Genomic DNA, 18,561 nt, shown 5'->3' with positions numbered 1-18,561 from the left:
TTCGTTCGGTCGGTCGCTCACATGTAACCGCCTGAGGCCGCCGGGCATCAACCGGAAACGCCGCATGTCAGGAGGTGTCGAGATGAAAGCGCTTGTGTACGACGGGCCACGTGAGGTTCATGTGAAGGATGTGCCCGATGCGAGGATTGAGCAGCCGACCGATGTACTGGTAAAAATCACCAGCAGCAACATTTGCGGGTCGGATCTACACATGTATGAGGGCCGCACCGATCTGCAGCCAGGGATGGTCCTCGGTCACGAGAACCTGGGGATCGTCGCCGAGGTGGGCAATGCGGTGGTCAAGGTCTCGACCGGGGACCGGGTGTGTCTGCCGTTCAACATTGGTTGCGGTTTCTGCCGCAACTGCGAGGAAGGGTTGACCGCATACTGCCTGACGGTGCACCCGGATCCGAAGATGGCGGGCGCCGCGTATGGTTTCGCCGGGATGGGGCCGTTCTGGGGCGGACAGGCCGAGTATCTGCGGGTGCCGTTCGGCGACTTCAACTGCCTGCGGCTGCCTGAGGACGCCCAGGACAAAGAAAACGACTACGTGATGCTGTCGGACATCTTCCCGACCGGTTGGCACTGCACCCGCCTGGCCGACATGCAGCCCGGCGATTCGATGGTGGTCTACGGGGCTGGCCCGGTGGGCTTGATGGCGGCGTATTCGGCGATGATCCAGGGCGCCAGCAAGGTGATGATCGTCGACCGTCACCCCGACCGGCTGAGGCTCGCCGAGCAGATCGGCGTCATACCGATCGACGACTCAACGGGCGACCCGGTCGAGCAGGTGCTGGAGCAGACCAATGGGAAAGGCGCCGACAAGGGTTGTGAGTGCGTCGGCTATCAGGCCCACGACCCGCAGGGAAACGAGGATGCGGCGATGACCATGAACCGGCTCGTCGACTCGGTGCGGTTCACCGGCCACATCGGTGTGGTCGGCATCTTCCTGCCCGAGGACAAAAACGGCCCCGACGAACTCGAACGCAACGGCAAGATCGCCTTCGACATGGGGAAATTTTGGTTCAAGGGGCAGAAGGTCGGTACCGGACAGGCCAACGTCAAGCACTACAACCGGCAGCTGCGCGACCTCATCCACCAGGGCCGGGCCAAGCCGTCCTGGATCGTCTCTCACGAGCTCCCGCTGGCCGAGGCCGAATCCGGCTACCAGCATTTCGATGCCCGCGACGACGGGTGGACCAAAGTAGTAATGCATCCGTGAGGCGGCCAGGACCGAGAGGAGCGGCAAACGATGGCAACGTCACTGCAGGGCAAGCGGATCGCGATACTGGCTGCCGACGGGGTCGAAAGAGTCGAACTCGAGCGACCCCGCGACGCGGTGCAACAAGCCGGTGGGCACACGGAGCTGCTGTCGCCGAAGACCGGCGAAATCCAGGCACGCAACAACGACCTCGACGCGGCCGGGACGTTCACCGTAGACCGGGCCGTGTCCGATGCGGCGGTCGACGACTACGATGCCTTGCTGCTGCCGGGCGGCACGGTGAACCCGGACAAGCTGCGAATCGAGGAGGCGGCGGTGTCGTTCGTGCGCGATTTCGTCGGCTCGGGAAAGCCGGTCGGGGTAATCTGCCACGGTCCCTGGACCCTGGTCGAGGCCGGTGTGGCCAAAGGTAGAACGCTCACCTCGTACCCGAGTCTGCGGACCGACCTGCGCAACGCCGGGGTCGACGTCGTAGACGAAGACGTCGCGATCGACGGGAATCTGATCTCGAGCCGCTCGCCCGACGACCTGCCCGCGTTCTGTCAGGCCATCGTCGAGCAGTTCGCGAAGCTCGGGGCAGGTGCGTCATGACAGTGAACCAGACCTCGGTGTCCCTCGACGATGCGCAGCGGGTCATCGCCGCCGGACAAGCCAAAGCCGCCGAGATCGAGTCGCCGTCGAACATTGCGGTGGTCGATGCCGGCGGTAACCTCGTGGCCCACGTGCGGATGGACGGCGCCTGGATCGGCAGCATCGACATCTCGATCAACAAGGCGTTCACTGCGCGGGCGCTGGACATCTCGACCGAGGACCTCGCGGCCAACGCGGGTCCGGGCGAGCAATTCTACGGGATACACGCCTCCAACGGCGGGCGCATCATGATCTTCGCCGGTGGTGTGCCGCTGCGGCACAACGGCCAGGTCGTCGGTGCGGTCGGCGTCAGCGGCGGCACCGGGGAGCAAGACAAGAACGTCGCCGAGGCAGCCGCAGCGGCGATGTGAGCAGTGAACAACGTCGACCGGGCGCCGCCGCGGCCAGGACCAGCGAACGGCCACTTCGCTATCAGGTCGATGCCCGTTCGGATGTAAGTACATTTCACTGGCACAACCATCCACGGGACGGAACCAGCAGATATCACTGACCTCCGACGACGCTGGGACACCCGCTGCTCACCGGAGCGGGGCCCAGGCGCGATACCACCCATTGGGCACCATGGATGCACGTCGGGCGAATTTATGACAATTAGATGGCAAATGGCCACCGTGCACGAAGTAGTATCGGCACGGTGACCAGTAGCGACGGTTCTGGTGAGTACATTGGTAACTCACCGGGCACGAGCTGACATATCACCGACCAGACAGTCGGCCGCCGATGTGACGGAACTCCCGACTGGGTCTGGCTTGATACGCGGAGTAGCGGACCAGATGGGAGGTGGCTGATGTCGGCGGCTTCTTCGATCTGGTACGTCGATACTCCTGATCCTGTTGCGGTGCTGACCGCAAGCGTCGAGTCCGATCCTGTTGCGGCGGCGGCACTGGCCGGGCAGCTGTATCCGGACCATGATGTTCGCCCGCACATGGTCGGGACGCTGAGTGGTTGTGCCGCGCCGGATCGGGACGAGGTCTACATCGGGTGCTATCCCGGATTGACCGTGGTGTGTACGGCCGAGGCGGCGCTGGTCCGGCCGACGAAACTGCCGGATCTGCTGGTGCGGCCACTCGCTTCCGAGCACACCTATCTGGTGTCCTATGACTCGAAACTGCACTGGGGCGCGTTCGCGCATTGGGAGCGTGGCGAGTTCCGGCGGTCGTTCAGTTCCACCAGGGTGGACATTCTCGAGAACGAGGGTCTGCCGATGGTGTGGGAGCGGACGTTCTGGGCGGGTGAGCATCCGGTGCCGTGGCGGGGTGAGGATCATCCCGAACCGCAATCGCTGCCGTTCGATCCGCCGGATTTCGCCGACGCCGCCAATGCCGAATGGCTCGGCTTTCGCTACCTGACCCAGGCAGCTCCCGGCCGGCTCGCGCCCGGCGACCTCGCGGTCTGCGGTTTCACGCTGTACCCGAAAGGCCAGGCGCCCGAACAGAAGCAAGTGCTGGTGGGTCGCCCCGGTGCGGCGACGCGGCGCAAGCGCGGGCTACTCGGGTGGCTGCGCGGTGTCGATCGGGTGGTGTGAGCCCTCAGCTGATCTCGTCGATGATCACGGCGATCCAGCCGAGTACCACCGCCGCGGCCGCACCGGCCAGCACCCACCGCACCACCGGCGTGAACCGCCACCGCCAGGCCGTCGGCGCCACCCCCACCGCGGCCACCACGTTCACCGCGATCGCCAGCAGCGGATTGACCGCGGCCAGCGCGCATCCGAAGGCATACACCGCGACCCCGCCGAGCAGCGCGACCAGCACCACAACGGTGCCGCCCGCCGCCCACGGCACCGAATCCGCTTGCGCCCGATACGGTCCCTCACATTCCTGGCTCATGAGGTGCGCACACGTTCGTAGAACGCCATCGCCGCGGCAGTCGCGACATTGAGCGAATCGGTACCGGGCGACATCGGGATGCGGGCGCGAACATCGGTGGCGCGCATGGCTTCCTCGGTCAAGCCGGGCCCTTCGGCGCCGAGCAGCAGCGCCACCCGCTCCCCCGTCATCGCCGTCGCCAGATTCATCGCTTCGGGATTCGGCGTCAGCGCGATGACCTGGAAACCTTTGTTCCGCAAGAGGTCCAGGCTCTCCGGCCACTGCGGCAATTGCGCGAACGGCACCCGGAGCACATGCCCCATCGATACCCGCACTGCCCGCCGATAGAGCGGATCGGCGCACCGATCGCCGAACAGCACCGCGTCGGCACCGAGCCCCGCGGCGTTGCGGAACATCGAACCGAGGTTCTCGTGATCGTTGACGCCTTCCAGAACCGCCACCGTGCGCGCGCCGTCGAGCACCTCCTCGACAGTGAGCTCGGCCGGACGCGGCGCGACGGCGAGTACCCCGCGGTTGAGATGAAAGCCGACTACCTCCGCCATCACCTCCGCGCTCGCGCGGTAGTACGGCAGGTCCCGATCGGCGAGATCGCCGGCGAGTGTCTCGAAGCGTTTCCCGACGCCGAGCAGGGCGCTCGGCGCGAAACGGGAGTCGAGCATCCGCTGCACGACCACCACACCCTCGGCGATGACCAGGCCTTTTCGGCCCGGCAGGTCCGGCCTGCGGTCGGCATTGGACAGGTCACGGAAGTCGTCGACGCGCGGGTCGGTGGGGTCGTCGATATCGATCACTTCGGCCACCGGCTAATCCTGGCATGCTGGAAGCATGAAGATTGTCCAGTTGATCTTGAACGTGCTCTGGGTGGTGCTGTGCGGGTTCTGGATGGCGCTGGGGTACCTACTCGCGGCACTGATCTGTTTCATCCTGATCGTCACCATCCCGTTCGGGATCGCCTCACTACGGCTGGCCGGGTACGTGCTCTGGCCGTTCGGCCGCACGGTGGTCGACAAACCGAGCGCGGGCGCGGGCTCGTTGATCGGCAATGTGATCTGGTTCGTGTTCGCGGGTTGGTGGCTGGCGCTCGGCCATGTGTTCACCAGCATCGCGCTCGCGGTGACGATCATCGGCCTGCCGTTCGCCTGGGCGAATCTCAAGCTGGTGCCACTGTCGCTGTTCCCGCTCGGCCATGACGTGGTGTCGGCCGATGCGGTGCGGCAACCGGGCTGATCACTCCGATTCGGCGACGATCTGGTTCATGATGCCGACGGCTTCCCCGAGCACCGCGATCTGCTCGGGGCGCAGGCCGGCGAGCTGACCGGTCATCCATACCTCGCGGGCATTGGTCTCGTCGGCGATCAGCGCGCGACCGGCGGACGAGAGCGAAACGATGATCTGTCTGCCATCGGTCGGGTGCGGGCGGCGTTGGACCAGGTCCAGGTCGGAAAGCGAGGCGATGACGCGGGTCATCGACGGTGGTTGCACGCGTTCTTTGCCCGCCAGCGCGCCGGGCGTCATCGCGCCATCACGAGCCAGCGTCGCCAGAGCCGACAGCTGAGTAAGCGAGATCTGCGCGTCGGTACGGCGCCCGCGCAGGTGTCTCGTGAGCCGCACTACGGCCAGTGAAAGGTCACCGGCCAGGGCACGGACGTCCGATGGCGTTGTCACAGTGCAGAACTCTACGGTAAATCCGGCTGTGCTGACGGGTTTCACACGGCTACTGTTTGGGTATGGATGCCGGACCTGTCAGTCCCGAGATACCTCAACTGCCCCGAATCCTGGTCGACCCGCGCCCCGTTGTGCTGGGCGGCTTCGCCCTGTGGGCTATCGCGACCGTGGTCGTGTGGATGAACGATAGCTGGGCCGATGCCCGCCTGGTGTGCCTGATGGGGCTCGTTGTCGGCGTGCTGGGTTCGTCGATCTTCCTCTTGCAGCGGCGTTCCGCGCGGCGTGGGGACAAGGGTGCTCAGGTAGGGCTCGATACCGACTAGGTCACCTCGAATTCGTCGCTGGTCCCGGTGATGGGGCGCAGCGTGCCGTCAGCGCCCAAGGCGTCGGCGTAGTGCACGAATCGGTGCGCGCCGGGTTCGGCCGTCGCGGGGATGTCCCAGGTGAAGCGGGCGATCGAGACCGCGGCGCCCTCTTTGCGCCAGTGGAAGCGGACGTCCCATTCGCCTTCGTTGGCTACCCTCGCCCAGCCCGCCGCGGTCTTTCGCTGCACGTGCAGGAAGGTGTCGCCGCGGCGCGGATTGTGTTTCGGGTGGGCCGAGACGAATTCGACGGCCGCCTGTTCGCCGCGTCCACACGACGACGGCTGGATCAGGACATCGCCGAAGCCACGGCCCTGCGGGGTCGCGTCAGGCCCTGGCGCGGCGGCGAAGTTCGGCTGTAGCGCCGAGACATCGCGCGGTGCCGGGCCGCGCCCGACCGTATGCCCTGAGGCGAATGCCTCCGCCAGCCTTGTGAATTCCTGCACATACCCACACAGCGTGTAGCGGCCGAACAAGGTCGAGGCGCCCTCGTACTGCTGCGCGTCGTATTCCTCAGGGGTGGTGACGTATTCGTGGTAGCTGTTCGAATAGCCCTGTAGCAGCACCTGTTCCAGCTCGACGCCGAGCACCGCCGCCACCGCGCGCCGCACGCGCAGCCCGGCCACGATCGTGAATTCCGCGCCCGCGGCGGCCAGATACAGGTCGCCGATGCGAATCAGCTGGATCGGCACCACATTCGGCACCCACGGCACCGGCGGCATCAGCCCGAGCGGGGCGAAGATCGCTTTGGGGGCCTGGGCGTCGGCGAGCCACGCGGGGTGCGGTTGGTCGATGCCGCCGAGGAAGTCGACCATCGGGTTGCGCACGCCTTCGGGGATCGGGCCGCCGGGCAGGCCGGGGCCGTCCTCGACGCTGCCCGCCGCCAGGGAGACCCCGGCCGCGGCCGGGGAGGTGCGGCGCGGGGCGCCGTCGGGGGTGAAGCGGCCGTCGATCGTGAGCGCGGCGAGGTCGATGTAGCACAGCATCGAGGCGACCTCGGCCTGCTGCGCGGTGCCCTGCGCCGCGGCCTCTTTCGCCGCGTGGTGCTGGCGTTCGCCGAGGATCCTGGTGTTGGCGAACTCGTCGGTGGTCGGTCCGTTGCCAGGGGTGAGGGCGAGATTGGGGGACATGTCACCGGCGTTGGTCTGCGCGAAGGCGGCGATGAAGCCGGCACCGTCGAGGTGGCGGACCCCGTGTTCGAGGTGTTCGGCGGCGTAGCTGGCGTAGCCCTTGTTGTCGGAGCTGATCAGGCGGTTCGCGTTGGTCATCGAGGTGTTGTGGGTGGCGAACCAGGTGAGCGCACCGACCTGACGGCCTTTCCTGGCGAACACCAGCGTGGTGACCGCGGGGTCGATCGCGTCGGGGAAGACCGTGCGATCGGCGGCCGGATTGCGGTCGAAGGCCACGCGCGAGCGGTTCACGCTGGCGTCGTGCAGCTGGGCGCGGCCGAGGGAGATGGCACCCGGCGCGAAGTCCGCGTCGGCCGCGACGATCGCCTCCACGATCCCGTCGACCTCGGCGTCGAAGACCTGTTGCTGAAATCCCAGCGTCGCCAGCGTGTAGGCGTAGTCGTGCGCGGAACCACCACAACTCGCGTGGGTGTGCGTGGAGGTGAGTACGACATTTCGTTCGGAATACCGATCACCGAAACGGCGTGCGAGTGCGAGCAGCACCGCGCCGTGTACCGAGCCGAACACCGCGCCATTCTCCACCGCGACGAACGCGATCCGATTTCCGCGCGCACCGATCACGAACGCACGAGCCCGCGGGCGCAGATGAATTCCCGCTGTGGTCTGTTCGAGTTGGGAGTAGCCCATCATCCCGCATTCCGCGGCCGGGCCCGTGAGGTCGGCGATACCGAGCCCGAATTCGAATCCATCCGGATTCGCATGCGCCACTGGCATTCCCATACTCGAGATGACGGGCAGCGCTGTGGCACTCAGTGCCGAGGCAGCGAGCATCGTGCGGCGGGACAGGGACATCGGGCGACTCCTTCGCGACTTCCATGTCGGAGACAACCACATCAACTGGTCAAATGTCCAGGATTTTCTGGCGGACCGGCGAATTGACTGTTCGTTGCGTGAGCGCTTAACTCGCACAGTGTCCTCCCGATTGAGCGTCGAAGAACGACGAGCCCACCTGATCGAGGCAGCGATCGGTCTCGCCGAGAAAAAGGGCGTGGCGGGCGTGACCACGCGCGATGTCGCCCAAGCGGCGGGCGTCTCGCTAGGTGTGGTGCATTACTGTTTCGAAAACAAGGACGCGCTGATGACCGAGCTGGTCAAAGCGCTGTCCATGGAATTGCGCGATTCCGTGGATGCCGATGAATCGGTATGGGAAGACGCCGGAACAGGAAAAGAAGCACTTCAGAAATTGGTGCGGCGCGGTTTGGAACTGATGTGGCGCAACATCGAAGCCACTCCCGAACGACAGTTGCTGACCTACGAGACCACCACCTACGCATTGCGCGAGGGTGAGTCGACGCCGGCCAAGCTGGCGATCGCGCGCGAGCAGTACGGGTTCAACGACAGCACCATCGCCGATGTGATCGATCATTGCCGCGAGGTGACCGAAACGCAGTGGAACACGCCGGTGACGACGCTGAGCCGGTTCGTGCTCAATGTGATCGACGGGATTGTGCTGCGGTGGCTGGTCGATGACGACAGTGAGTCCGTGCAGGCTCAGCTCGACCTGCTCGCCGAGATGATCACCGCCCACGCGGCATAGGTCCGCACGGCGCGCATACGGACTAGCCTCGCGGCACCTGCACGTGGACGACGTCGCCTTCGCACCACCACGGGACGTGGACGGTGCCCGAGATCGCGCCGCGCAGATGCACTTCGAGGGTCTCGTGCACGACCAGTTCGCCGGTGACGTCCTGCGGGGACCACAGCTGGCGAAGCACCACGCCCAGCGGTTCGGCGGCCCAGGTGCTTCGGCGGCCGGTGCCGAGCACCTCGGCGCTGATCTCCTCCGAGACCAGCGGTAGGTCCAGCAGGGTGGCCAGTGCCTCGGCGTGTGCCGTGTCGCCGACGACGAGGCGCGCCGGGGGGACGACCAGACCGAAACAGGGCTGGTCGAGGACCATGACGGTGCTCACGTCGACGACATCGCCGGACAAGGCGCGGACCTGCTCGGGGAGATCGAGTTCGCGCGGGTCGAGGACGCCTGCCGCGACCGCGGCGGCCAGGCGGGCATTGGTTCGGGCGATCATCTCGGGGGCAGGGGTTTTCGATGGATCGGCCAGTGCGTCGAGGAGTTCCTCGGCCAGCGCGGCGGACATGACGTCGGGGCGCACGAGAACGGGACGCAAGGTGTCGAGGTCGGTGCCCTCGATGCCGATCGCCGCGAAAACCGGTAGGAGCCCGGCGAATTCGTTGTCGTCGGGATGGTGGAGCCTGCCCAGCGGAATGCCGTCGATGTGGGCGTGGCGGTGCAGCCACCAGGTGGTGTAGCCGTCGCGATCGGCGAGCAGCGCGCGGGTGCGCGGCTCGGACAGCAAGTGGCGCAAGGCTTGCGGCCAGCGGTCTTCGTCGACCAGGTCCAGATCGCGGACCGCTGTGAGCTCGCGCGGATCGTCGGAAAGGCTGTTCCACCAGGACTGTTCGTCGTCGAGGTCGTGGTCGGGCCCGATCGGCTCCGGATCGGTGAGAATCGCGAAACCCCACCCGACACCGATCGCGCGCAAGGCTTGCTCGCCGTATTCGGCGACCGCGGTGTCGGCGATGGTGCCGAAGGGTGAGTCCGCGGCCAGGATGTCGGCCAGCGGGGCTCCGGGGAGCAGGAGCTCGTCGGCCGGGCGGAGTTCGCCGGTGTCGTCGGGCAGTTCGAGGAGGCCGAGCCAGTCCGGTAGCGAATCGGCGGAGGCGAAAGGTGCCAGCTGGAGGACGGCGGCGACGGTGTCCGGGTCGGCCGGATCGTGCTCGAGCAGGTCGCGCAGGGCTGGATCGGTGAGCAGGTCGTCCGAACTCGCGCTGCGGGCCCCCAGCCGACCGAGGAGCGGGTGGGTGGCGTCCGGGTGGACCAGGCGAGCCCAGTGCACCGGTACCGCCACGGTGAGCTGATCATCGAGCACCACGGTCCGCGGCCCGGTGACCAACCGCCCGTCGGTCAGCGGCACGGCCAGCGCGCCGAACTCCTCGGCGGTCCTGGTGTCGACGACGAACGGTTCAAGGGTGGCGTAGAACCGCCGCCACCACCGTGGTTCACGTTCCAGTCCGCTCGACAGGTCGGCCAGGGCAGCGGGCCCGAGCCGATGGACATCGAGGACCGCCAGCTTGTCCTGACCGGCGCGGCCGGACAGCTCCGGAATCACCAGTGGCCCGGTGATCTCGGCCAGAATCGCCGCCAATTCCGGTGTGAGATCGGGGAATACGCTCGCCCTGGTCGGCGTGCTACATGGCAAGTCCGCTCCGGCCTGCCCGTACGTGGCCGACTCCGCCGACGCGAAAGGGTCGCCGTACGGCGCGGATTCACCCAGCCCGAATGTTGTGGTGTGGGTGTCGCTACCGGCCGATTCGGATTCGTCGGCTGCGAGGAGATCCATGAGGTCTGCGACCGGCGCGGATTCACCGGGACCGACGGGGGCGGCGAGGCCGTGTGTGTCGCCGCCGGGCACTGCCGATTCGTCAGTCGCGCCGGGTCCATCGCCCGGTGTGGGTTCCATGGGGTCGAACGGGTCTGCTGGTTCGGTGTTGCGAGTGGCACAGACAGGGAGCCAGGGGTTGGTGCGAAGCTCGGTGATCAGGGCTTCGCGGAGGATCGCGTCGGCCTCGCTGCGGGCGAAGCCGGGGGTGGGGACCAGGACGAGGCGGTCTCGGGGCGGGAGCGCACGGGCGAAATCCGCGTAACCCGTTGCCAATTCGGTGAGGCGGGCGCCGGGGAGGAGGCGGCGGCGATCGGGTTGCATGGGGATGTCGGCGACCAGGATCGCGGGGAGGGAGAGTTCCTCGTCGGAGCGGGTGGGGGCGCGCAGGATGTCCGGGGCGGTGGCGGTGGGGCGGCCGTCTCGAAGTGGGAGTAGCCAGCGGGCCCTGGGCGTGCGGTACTGCCACCACGTTCGGCGGGCACCGGACGGGAGGGTGATTGCCAGCTGGGACAGGGTGCCGGTCTCACCGGCCGCGGCTTCAGCGGATTGCGGGTTGGTGGCGAGGATGGTTATCGCGCTGGTGAATTCGTCGTTTTCGATTCGGATGCGCTGTAGGGCAGGCAGTTCCATCAGGAGGTCGGGAGCCTCGGCGCGCATGGCGTCGAGCAGGGCTTCGGGGTCGATGTCGTCGCGGAGGTGGACGACGATCTCGGTGTCGGTGCCCGCGAGCGGGGTGGTCGGCACCGGCCAGGCCAGTCGCAGGACCGGGGGTGCGATCGCGGCCAGGTCTTCGGGGACGCCGATGCCGGTGTCGTGCAAGGCGTTCAGCGTCGCCATGCGGGAGAAGCGGATGGATCCGGTCGTGGAGCGGATCTCGATCTCGTCGCCGACGGCGCGCACCGCGGTGAAGCCGACACCGAAGCGGCCGACCTGCGTGGTGTCGGCCTTTCCGGAGGCACGCAGTGCCGTCAACGCGTGCACACCGGAAACACTCAGTGGCGCACCGGTATTCGCGACATGCAAGCGCCCGTCGAGCACCCGCACGATCAGCGCACCCTCGACACCTGCCTTCGCCGCGGCGTCGGCCGCGTTCTGCGCGAGCTCGGTGAGCAACCGATCCCGGTAGCCCGCGGCCACCAGATCCGCCTCACTGGCACTGTCCTCCCGCAACCGCGTCGGCGAATCCCGCCACGCCGCGAGTACTCCGGCCCGCAGCTGCGCGGTACCGAACGGGTCCCCCGCTCCGTTCAGCGCGACACCGACGATCCGTGCTCACTGACACCAGCGGACTCCGCGGCATCGCCTTCCGTGGGCGCATCGGCACTCACGTCCGCCTGCTCGCTGACCGTGGCGGTCTCCGCCATGCCCGAAGCAGTGTCGGCGTCCGCCACGACCTCAGCGGTCGGCTCGTTGTCGGCGGTCGGCTCGTTGTCGGCGGTCGGCTCGACTTCTGCAGTCGGCTCGACTTCTGCAGTCGGCTCGGCCTCAGCGGTCGGCTCGGCCTCTGCAGTCGGCTCGACCTCAGCAGTCGGCTCGACGTCGGCGTCGGTCGCGGCATCGATGGCGAGGTCGGTCGCGACAGTCTCAGCGGCAACCTCGGCAATCGGGGCGATCTCGGCCGTGACGACCTCTTCGGCCGACTCCGGCAGCGCACCCTCGGCGAGCGCCGAACGCTCGGCCGCCACCGCGGCGACTGCTTCCGCCTCAGCGGTCTCCTGCTGATCGCCCGCCTGCTCTGCCGCGGCCACGCCGACCTCGGTCAACGTGTCAGCAGGACTCTGCTCGGTCGCGGACTCGGAGGCCGAGGTGGCCGGGTCGGCGATCGTTTCAGCTGTAACCTCGACGACCTCGATCGCCGGGTCGGTGGTCGTCTCGGCGACGACCTCCACGACCACCGTGGCGGGGTCGGCGTGTTCAGCCGCGGCATCGTCGACCACCGGTGCCTGGTCGTCGGCGGGCGCGGCCTTGTCGATCGCATCCTCGACCGCGGGCCGGACGATCTCGACGAAATCCACCGCGTGGTCGTCGAAGGCCTCGTACAGGGGCGAACCGTTGCCGCTGGGGGCGACCACGTCGGAGTGCGCGCCGCAGCCGTAGGCGACGTGGACAACGTGCCCGTCGGCGCCCATCGCATTGCCGCAGACGCCGAAGGACTCGCGCAGGGCGCCGGCCAACGGCAGGTAGAAGCCGCACAAGCCGCAGGTCGACGGAGCGGCCTTGGCCATTTCGGTGTCGGGACCGAACTCGGTGAACCAGCGCTCGGCGGCATCGGCGCGGCCTTCGACGCTGAGCACCTGCACGCGGCCGAGGCCGACCTCGCGGGCCACCTCGTCGATCACCGGATCGCCCGTGGCCACGTAGCCGGGGACGAGGCGGGGGTCGTCGGTGGGCGCGGCGAGCAGGTCGCCGGGGCCGAGGTCGCCGGGGCGGACCCGCTGGTCCCACGGGATGAAATCGGGGGCGATCAGGGCGTCGAGGGCAGGCAGCAACGCCGACTCGCTGACCGTCGCGTGGTCGGCGCCGGGGGGCGCGGCGACGACGACGGCCCACTGCCAGCCGCGGTAGCCGGGCAGGGTCGCCTCGAACCGGTGGGTGGCCGCGGTGTCGTCCTCGGCGCTCACCCCCAGATGGACTCCTACCCCGTCGGGTTCCAACGCGACGAGCGCACGACGTGCGACCTCGGCCGCGTCGGCCAGAACGGGACGCACGCCGGACTCCGAAACAGATACTGCGCTCACGGCATACATTTTGCCGTATGAAGTGCAATCGCAGTTCGTTGGCCGTCGCAGCGCTGGTCAGTGTGCTCGGCGCGGGGGCTTGTGGCGGACCCGGCGAGCCCGGACCGCCCCGCTTGCGAGTCGAGGTGATCGGCTCGTCACCGCATGATCCGAAGGCCTTCACCCAGGGCCTGGAAGTGGTCGACGGCGTCCGCTACGAGAGCACCGGCATGTGGGGCGTGTCGACCGCGCGGGCCGCCGACCAGCGCACGGGCACCGAAACCGCTCGTGTCGACCTGCCCGGCCGGGTGTTCGGCGAGGGCATGACCAGGGCGGGCGCGATCGTCTGGCAGCTGACCTGGAAGGACGGCTTCGCCATCGCCCGCGACCCGGTGACCCTCGCCGAAACCGGTCGCGCCGACTACGCGGGTGAGGGCTGGGGTTTGTGCGCGCAGCCACACCGGCTGGTGATGAGCGACGGCACCGGCACGCTCACCTTCCGCGACCCGGTGACCTTCGCGCAGACCGGTTCGGTGACCCTGTCCGGCTACGGCGATCCGAAGCCGAACGAGCTCGACTGCGCCGAAGACGGCACGGTCTACGCGAACAACTACCCGACGGACGAAATACTGCACATCGATCCCCAGAGCGGCCGGGTTCTCGCCGTCATCGAGGCGGGCGGGCTGCTCACGCCCGCCGAACGAGCGGGCGCCGATGTGCTCAACGGCATCGCTCACCTGCCCGGCACCGATCGGTTCCTGCTGACCGGAAAGTACTGGCCGCGCATTTTCGAAGTGCGGTTCCTCGGGAAATAACAGGGTGTGGCCGACATTGCCGCGGCGCGAGTGAACACGCACAGCCCGAGTGCGACAGAATTGGACTTGTGACGACGCCCCGCGATCCATCCGGTCCCGACCGTGGTCGCCGGGACGGTACCGCCGCCGATCCGCACCCCGGCTACGGCCAGTACCCGCCGCGCGCACCGCGCAAGGTCTTCCCCCGGCCCGAACGGCCGCTGCCCGCCGAGCCGCCGACAGTCCGATCGAAAAGCCTGTTCCACCGCAACCGCCCCGTCGATCCCGCCGCGCCGACCACCCCGGTGCCGAACGCGGGGCAGGCCAGGCGCCCACCGGACCCTCGCGACGAGCATCCGAAACGCAGGCCGATCCCGCCGCGCGACGAGCACGCACGGCCGGTCCCACCTCGCGACGAGTATCCGGCGCCAGGCCGCGACGACCTCGGCCCCGAAGGCACCCGCCCCTTCCCTCGCGACGAGGGCGCCGACGACCCGGTCAACCAGCGCGTCCCCCGCAAACTCACCGTCACCCGGGTCGCCGCCATGCGCAGCCGCGAACTCACCGAACGCGGCATCGCCACCTTCCAGCGCGCCGCCAAGGCCGACGGCGCCGATCAGTCCGGCCTGACCGCGCTCACCTACGCCACCATGGCGAACTTCGCGCTCGACGCCGCGATCGCCGTCGCCCTGGCCAACACCCTGTTCTTCGCCAGCGCCACCGCCGAATCCAAGACCAAGGTGGCCCTGTACCTGCTGATCACCATCGCCCCGTTCGCGCTGATCGCGCCCCTGATCGGCCCGCTGCTCGACCGCCTGCAACGCGGTCGCAGGCTGGCGCTGGCGACGACCTTCGCCCTGCGTGTGGGTTTCGCGCTCCTGCTGATCTTCAATATCGACACCTGGGGCCTGTATCCCCTTGCCCTGTGCATGATGGTCGGCTCGAAATCCTTCGCGGTCCTCAAGAGCGCGGTGACTCCGCGCGTGCTGCCACCGGATATCGACCTGGTGCGCACCAATTCCCGGCTGACCGTCTTCGGGCTGGTCGGCGGCACCATCGGCGCGGGCGCGCTGGCCGCACTCGCAGCCCTGATCGCCGGTTCCACCGGCGCGTTGATCTTCGCCATCGGCATCGCCATCGCGGGCGCGTATCTCAGCTTGCGCATCCCGCGCTGGGTCGAGGTCACCGAGGGCGAGGTCCCCGCGACGCTGACCTACCACGGCCCCGACGCCCATACCGAAGTCATCGAACGCGGCCAGGAATCCTCGGTGCCGCCGCGGAAACGGCGTCAGCCACTCGGCCGCGCCGTGGTCACCGGTCTGTGGGGCAACAGTTCGATTCGCGTGCTCACCGGCTTCCTCACCTTCTACATCGCCTTCGTCGCCAAGGGTTCGGGCGGCAGTCCCACCGAACAGGCCGCGATGCTCGGTCTGGTCGGCGCGGCGGCGGGCATCGGCAACTTCGGCGGCAACGCGACCGGCGCCCGACTGCAACTGGGCAGGCCGTCGCCGGTGGTCCTCGGCTGCACGGGCGCGTGCGCGGTGGTCGCGCTGTTCGCGGCGTTCACCGGAAACCTGTTCGGCGCGGCGGTGGCCGCGCTGGTGGCCTCGGCGGCCAGCGCGCTCGCGAAGGTATCCCTCGACGCCGCCATCCAGGACGACCTGCCCCCTGAGTCGATCGCGTCCGGCTTCGGCCGCTCGGAGACCGTGCTGCAACTGAGCTGGGTCATCGGCGGGGCGGCCGGCGTGCTGATGCCGACGGAGTACTGGAAGGGTTTCGCGTTGATCAGCGTGATCCTGCTGGCCGGACTGTTGCAGACTTTCGTCAGCTACACCGGGCACTCGCTGCTGCCGGGTCTGGGCGGCAATCGCCCCCAGCACGTCGAGCAGGAAGTGCCAAGCACCCATCCAAGAGGGACAGGAGACCCCACCTGGTGAGCAAGCTCAACGCTCGAACGATCGTCGCGCTGGTCGCGGCCGGACTGTTCGCTGTCGTCGCGGTGACCGCGGTGTGGGTGGGGGTGGCGGTATCGAAGGCGCCCGCGCACAACCCGCAGCTCACCGCGTACGCGAACGGCACGACGATCACCGTCGACCCGTTCATGTACTGCACGGTGCGGATGGAGGAATGCCGGTACGGCGAGACCGCGCCGCTGGAGGTCCCCGCCGGTGCACCGGTGCAGCTCTCGCTGCCCGACGCGGTCTCCGAATCACCCTGGCTCATCCAGCTGATCTACCAGCGCCCCAGCGGCGAACAGCTGGACCGGGTCCTCAGCTTCGCCGATTACCCCGAGCGCGCCAGGGCCCTCACCATCGAGTCGCAGCCCGAACCCGACCTGCGCCTGATCGGCATCGAGGTACAGCTGCCGATCCTGGCCCGCGATATCGCCACCGGCCGCGAAACCTATGTCCCGCATGCCGCGTGGTCGATCGTCACCCCGGAGCCGGCGCCTCGCGAGTCCTGAGGCGTGAAAACGAAAACCGGCCCCGAACGAATTCGTTCGGGGCCGGTCTTGTCGAAACTCAGTGATCGAGTTCGCGAGCCACGGCCCGCACAACCTCGGAAATACGCTGGGACATCTTGCGGTCCGGGTACTTTCCGCGCCGCAGATCCGGCTGCACAGTGCTCTCGAGCAGCGTGATCATGTCCTCGACCAGGCCGTGCAGTTCATCGGGCGACTTGCGCGGCCCGGCGTCCTTGCGCGCGGGCGTGTGCCCACGGTCGCGATCGCGCACGACGGTCGGCGGCGCCTCCAGCACCGTCACGCTGAGCGCCTGCGGGCCACGGCGACCGGCGGCCATGCCGAATTCGACACGCTGTCCGGGCTTGAGGCCCTCGACGCCCTCGGGCAGCGCGGACGAGCGCACATAGACGTCCTCGCCCTCGTCTTGAGACAGGAAGCCGAAGCCCTTCTCGACGTCGTACCACTTCACCCGGCCGGTCGGCACTGCGCTCACCCGTTCATCATTCGGCACCCGAACCCTTGTGGCCCGGGTTACACAATTTTGCTTGTCGCGAAAAGAACGCGCCCCCCAACAAGGCGGGACGCGATGTGGTGCGAGTCTACCCCGGTGGCTATAACGCGAGCACATCAGTTTTACGGTTCACCGGTGACGAATTCACCAGATCCGGCTTCGCCCGGTCCGCGACGCTCCGGCGATCGCCTGCTGCACGCGGCCCTTGTCCTGTTCGGGATCGGAATTCTCGCGGTGATCGCGATCTTCGTGACGCCGATCGTGTCCGACAGCGATCCGGGGTTGTGGCTGTACGGCCTGGCGATGCTGGCACCCGCAGGCTTCCTGCTCGCGCTGATTTTCGCGCTGTGGTCGGGCCGACGCGCACGCTGATGCGTCAGACGATTACCCCGCCACATGCCTTCCAGCTAAACATGTGACCTTCGTCACATAACGGCGCGGTCACGAAGTGAGCGCACAGCTGTCGCGCACATTCGGCACCGCGACTACCTGCGCGGACACATCGGGGATCACCCTGAGATGACCCCGAGACCCACCGGGACCCGCCGGTTACCAAATAGTGACATTCGCCGCTGACCGTCGTACCGTTTCTCTCAGCCGGGGTAACCCCCGGAACCACCGGCCCGCCGCATCGAACCTCATCCCGCGGGTACCGGACCCCGATTGGAAAAAAGGGATGAGGGCGGACCGGGAGACCTCTCAGTCCGGGCCACATGCAGGTGCGAACGAGAGGAAGAAACCCGATATGAGTGGACGCCACCGCAAGCCGACTTCCACCGGGCGCACTGCTGCCAAGGTCGCCGTCACCGGCGCGATCTTCGGCACCGCAGCCGCAGCCCTCGCCGGAAACGCCAGCGCGGCCCCTGACTCCGACTGGGATCGCCTCGCACAGTGTGAAGCCGGCGGCAACTGGGGCATCAACACCGGCAACGGTTACCAGGGTGGGCTGCAGTTCTCGCCCTCCACCTGGAACGCGCACGGTGGTGGGGAGTACGCCGCCTCCGCCAACAACGCCACCCGCGAACAGCAGATCGTGGTGGCCGAAAAGGTTCTCGCTTCCCAGGGTTGGGGCGCTTGGCCTTCCTGCTCCTCGCAGCTCGGCCTGAGCAGCGGACCGTCCGAGCGTGTCGCTCCCTCGGCGCCGAGCTGGGCTCCGCAGGTCACTGTGCCGCAGGTGCAGGATCCGAGCCAGGAAGTGTTCTCGGCCGTCGACCGCGCCCTCACCGTCGTGCAGCAGCAGGGCATCGCCGTGCCGCAGCAGGCTCTCGACTTCGTCAACTCCGCCAAGGGTTCCCAGCTGGACCCGGCCGTGATCGACTTCTTCCAGGCGAACAAGGGTCTGCTGCCCTCCTGATCGCCGGTAGACACAACAAGAGCCCGCATCCTCGAGGATGCGGGCTCTATGTTTTTCTCGTCCGAATTACACCCGGTTGATGGTGGTCTGAGGGTGCACGTACGGCAGCGTCGCGGCCGGGACGGGAAACTCGGTGTCCTCACCGAAAGGCGAGAGATTACCGGCACGGGTCGACGACAGTTCGGTCACGGCGTGCTCGCCGTCGGCCACCTCGGGCCAGCCGTTGTCGACGTAGGGTTTCTTCGATTTGTTCACCACCGGCTCATTCTGGCATACGCAACACAGTGCCCATCAGCGGCTGGCGCCGCAGTTCTCGGCCCCGAGGCCTCGATCTTCCCTCCCTCCGGGCACTCCTTCGTCGCACCCTCCGCTCAGTCCAGATCAAGGCGGCCGAGAACTGTAGG

20 protein-coding genes are annotated in these 18,561 nt (G+C 67.8%); 12 read left to right on the top strand and 8 right to left on the bottom strand.

What is annotated here, in order from left to right:
* Positions 1-82: 82 nt before the first annotated feature.
* From ACFWPK_RS08825 to ACFWPK_RS08810, 4 genes are all read left to right on the top strand, one after another.
* A complete protein-coding gene (locus ACFWPK_RS08825) occupies positions 83-1,222 on the top strand; it encodes a glutathione-independent formaldehyde dehydrogenase (protein WP_378914007.1) in 1,140 nt (379 codons plus the stop codon).
* A gap of 30 nt (positions 1,223-1,252) precedes the next feature.
* The gene (locus ACFWPK_RS08820) at positions 1,253-1,813 is read left to right on the top strand and encodes a type 1 glutamine amidotransferase domain-containing protein (RefSeq protein WP_378914006.1); all 561 of its coding nucleotides are present in this window, start codon (positions 1,253-1,255) and stop codon (positions 1,811-1,813) included.
* Entirely contained in the window at positions 1,810-2,223 is a 414-nt protein-coding gene (locus ACFWPK_RS08815; RefSeq protein WP_378914005.1) for a heme-binding protein, read from the top strand. The genes ACFWPK_RS08820 and ACFWPK_RS08815 overlap by 4 nt, the downstream gene beginning before the upstream one ends.
* Positions 2,224-2,660: 437 nt before the next feature.
* Complete coding sequence (locus ACFWPK_RS08810) at positions 2,661-3,398, top strand: DUF6928 family protein (RefSeq protein ID WP_378914004.1); 738 nt, start codon at positions 2,661-2,663, stop codon at positions 3,396-3,398.
* A gap of 4 nt (positions 3,399-3,402) precedes the next feature.
* On the opposite strand, the gene ACFWPK_RS08805 is transcribed toward ACFWPK_RS08810, so the two are convergent.
* Both ACFWPK_RS08805 and ACFWPK_RS08800 read right to left on the bottom strand, forming a co-directional pair.
* Positions 3,403-3,702 carry a DUF2537 domain-containing protein gene (locus ACFWPK_RS08805; RefSeq protein ID WP_378914003.1) on the bottom strand — a complete coding sequence of 100 codons (300 nt, stop codon included), beginning with the start codon at positions 3,700-3,702 and terminating at the stop codon, positions 3,403-3,405.
* Complete coding sequence (locus ACFWPK_RS08800) at positions 3,699-4,502, bottom strand: TrmH family RNA methyltransferase (RefSeq protein WP_378914002.1); 804 nt, start codon at positions 4,500-4,502, stop codon at positions 3,699-3,701. Before ACFWPK_RS08800 ends, ACFWPK_RS08805 begins: the two co-directional genes overlap by 4 nt.
* A gap of 25 nt (positions 4,503-4,527) precedes the next feature.
* Here ACFWPK_RS08800 and ACFWPK_RS08795 point away from each other — a divergent pair, with 25 nt between their 5' ends.
* Positions 4,528-4,929 (top strand): YccF domain-containing protein, encoded by a 402-nt coding sequence (locus tag ACFWPK_RS08795; protein WP_378914001.1) that lies wholly within the window; start codon positions 4,528-4,530, stop codon positions 4,927-4,929.
* On the opposite strand, the gene ACFWPK_RS08790 is transcribed toward ACFWPK_RS08795, so the two are convergent.
* Positions 4,930-5,367 carry a MarR family winged helix-turn-helix transcriptional regulator gene (locus tag ACFWPK_RS08790; RefSeq protein ID WP_378914000.1) on the bottom strand — a complete coding sequence of 146 codons (438 nt, stop codon included), beginning with the start codon at positions 5,365-5,367 and terminating at the stop codon, positions 4,930-4,932.
* Positions 5,368-5,429: 62 nt separating this feature from the next.
* On the opposite strand from ACFWPK_RS08790, the gene ACFWPK_RS08785 reads away from it, so the two are divergent.
* A complete protein-coding gene (locus tag ACFWPK_RS08785) occupies positions 5,430-5,690 on the top strand; it encodes a DUF2530 domain-containing protein (protein ID WP_378913999.1) in 261 nt (86 codons plus the stop codon).
* On the opposite strand, the gene ACFWPK_RS08780 is transcribed toward ACFWPK_RS08785, so the two are convergent.
* Entirely contained in the window at positions 5,687-7,711 is a 2,025-nt protein-coding gene (locus ACFWPK_RS08780) for a neutral/alkaline ceramidase (protein ID WP_378913998.1), read from the bottom strand. The genes ACFWPK_RS08785 and ACFWPK_RS08780 overlap by 4 nt on opposite strands.
* On the opposite strand from ACFWPK_RS08780, the gene ACFWPK_RS08775 reads away from it, so the two are divergent.
* The gene (locus tag ACFWPK_RS08775) at positions 7,647-8,456 is read left to right on the top strand and encodes a TetR/AcrR family transcriptional regulator (RefSeq protein ID WP_378913997.1); all 810 of its coding nucleotides are present in this window, start codon (positions 7,647-7,649) and stop codon (positions 8,454-8,456) included. The two genes, ACFWPK_RS08780 and ACFWPK_RS08775, sit on opposite strands and share 65 nt — an antisense overlap.
* A 22-nt stretch (positions 8,457-8,478) precedes the next feature.
* Here the strand turns inward: ACFWPK_RS08775 and ACFWPK_RS08770 are convergent, their stop codons facing one another.
* Both ACFWPK_RS08770 and ACFWPK_RS08765 read right to left on the bottom strand, forming a co-directional pair.
* Complete coding sequence (locus ACFWPK_RS08770) at positions 8,479-11,568, bottom strand: sacsin N-terminal ATP-binding-like domain-containing protein (RefSeq protein WP_378914057.1); 3,090 nt, start codon at positions 11,566-11,568, stop codon at positions 8,479-8,481.
* A complete protein-coding gene (locus ACFWPK_RS08765; RefSeq protein WP_378913996.1) occupies positions 11,565-13,055 on the bottom strand; it encodes a DUF3027 domain-containing protein in 1,491 nt (496 codons plus the stop codon). The genes ACFWPK_RS08770 and ACFWPK_RS08765 overlap by 4 nt, the downstream gene beginning before the upstream one ends.
* Before the next feature lie 17 nt (positions 13,056-13,072).
* Here ACFWPK_RS08765 and ACFWPK_RS08760 point away from each other — a divergent pair, with 17 nt between their 5' ends.
* The 3 genes from ACFWPK_RS08760 to ACFWPK_RS08750 all read left to right on the top strand — a co-directional run bounded on the left by ACFWPK_RS08760 (position 13,073) and on the right by ACFWPK_RS08750 (position 16,292).
* The gene (locus tag ACFWPK_RS08760; RefSeq protein WP_378913995.1) at positions 13,073-13,849 is read left to right on the top strand and encodes a glutaminyl-peptide cyclotransferase; all 777 of its coding nucleotides are present in this window, start codon (positions 13,073-13,075) and stop codon (positions 13,847-13,849) included.
* Positions 13,850-13,917: 68 nt separating this feature from the next.
* A complete protein-coding gene (locus ACFWPK_RS08755; RefSeq protein WP_378913994.1) occupies positions 13,918-15,765 on the top strand; it encodes an MFS transporter in 1,848 nt (615 codons plus the stop codon).
* Complete coding sequence (locus ACFWPK_RS08750; RefSeq protein ID WP_378913993.1) at positions 15,762-16,292, top strand: DUF2771 domain-containing protein; 531 nt, start codon at positions 15,762-15,764, stop codon at positions 16,290-16,292. Before ACFWPK_RS08755 ends, ACFWPK_RS08750 begins: the two co-directional genes overlap by 4 nt.
* 58 nt (positions 16,293-16,350) lie before the next feature.
* Here the strand turns inward: ACFWPK_RS08750 and ACFWPK_RS08745 are convergent, their stop codons facing one another.
* A complete protein-coding gene (locus ACFWPK_RS08745; protein WP_378914056.1) occupies positions 16,351-16,776 on the bottom strand; it encodes a cold-shock protein in 426 nt (141 codons plus the stop codon).
* Positions 16,777-16,938: 162 nt separating this feature from the next.
* On the opposite strand from ACFWPK_RS08745, the gene ACFWPK_RS08740 reads away from it, so the two are divergent.
* Positions 16,939-17,175, top strand: coding sequence for a hypothetical protein (locus tag ACFWPK_RS08740; RefSeq protein WP_378913992.1), 237 nt, complete (start codon positions 16,939-16,941; stop codon positions 17,173-17,175).
* A gap of 373 nt (positions 17,176-17,548) precedes the next feature.
* Positions 17,549-18,157, top strand: a complete 609-nt coding sequence (locus tag ACFWPK_RS08735) for a transglycosylase family protein (RefSeq protein ID WP_378913991.1) — start codon at positions 17,549-17,551, stop codon at positions 18,155-18,157.
* 66 nt (positions 18,158-18,223) lie between these two features.
* On the opposite strand, the gene ACFWPK_RS08730 is transcribed toward ACFWPK_RS08735, so the two are convergent.
* Positions 18,224-18,415: a hypothetical protein gene (locus ACFWPK_RS08730; protein ID WP_056818634.1), complete on the bottom strand. Its 192-nt coding sequence runs from the start codon at positions 18,413-18,415 to the stop codon at positions 18,224-18,226.
* Positions 18,416-18,561: the final 146 nt, after the last annotated feature.

Origin of the sequence: Nocardia sp. NPDC058519 (assembly GCF_042719755.1) — a bacterium.
Lineage (GTDB): Bacteria > Actinomycetota > Actinomycetes > Mycobacteriales > Mycobacteriaceae > Nocardia.
This window is presented reverse-complemented; position numbering and strand designations above follow the sequence as displayed.

Excerpts from the sequence above, each read along its gene's own strand:
- ACFWPK_RS08825 (WP_378914007.1), top strand. The coding sequence starts at position 83 with ATGAAAGCGCTTGTGTACGACGGGCCACGTGAGGTTCATGTGAAGGAT.
- ACFWPK_RS08820 (WP_378914006.1), top strand. The coding sequence starts at position 1,253 with ATGGCAACGTCACTGCAGGGCAAGCGGATCGCGATACTGGCTGCCGAC.
- ACFWPK_RS08815 (WP_378914005.1), top strand. The coding sequence starts at position 1,810 with ATGACAGTGAACCAGACCTCGGTGTCCCTCGACGATGCGCAGCGGGTC.
- ACFWPK_RS08810 (WP_378914004.1), top strand. The coding sequence starts at position 2,661 with ATGTCGGCGGCTTCTTCGATCTGGTACGTCGATACTCCTGATCCTGTT.
- ACFWPK_RS08805 (WP_378914003.1), bottom strand. The coding sequence starts at position 3,702 with ATGAGCCAGGAATGTGAGGGACCGTATCGGGCGCAAGCGGATTCGGTG.
- ACFWPK_RS08795 (WP_378914001.1), top strand. The coding sequence starts at position 4,528 with ATGAAGATTGTCCAGTTGATCTTGAACGTGCTCTGGGTGGTGCTGTGC.
- ACFWPK_RS08785 (WP_378913999.1), top strand. The coding sequence starts at position 5,430 with ATGGATGCCGGACCTGTCAGTCCCGAGATACCTCAACTGCCCCGAATC.
- ACFWPK_RS08775 (WP_378913997.1), top strand. The coding sequence starts at position 7,647 with ATGACGGGCAGCGCTGTGGCACTCAGTGCCGAGGCAGCGAGCATCGTG.
- ACFWPK_RS08780 (WP_378913998.1), bottom strand. The coding sequence starts at position 7,711 with ATGTCCCTGTCCCGCCGCACGATGCTCGCTGCCTCGGCACTGAGTGCC.
- ACFWPK_RS08760 (WP_378913995.1), top strand. The coding sequence starts at position 13,073 with ATGAAGTGCAATCGCAGTTCGTTGGCCGTCGCAGCGCTGGTCAGTGTG.
- ACFWPK_RS08735 (WP_378913991.1), top strand. The coding sequence starts at position 17,549 with ATGAGTGGACGCCACCGCAAGCCGACTTCCACCGGGCGCACTGCTGCC.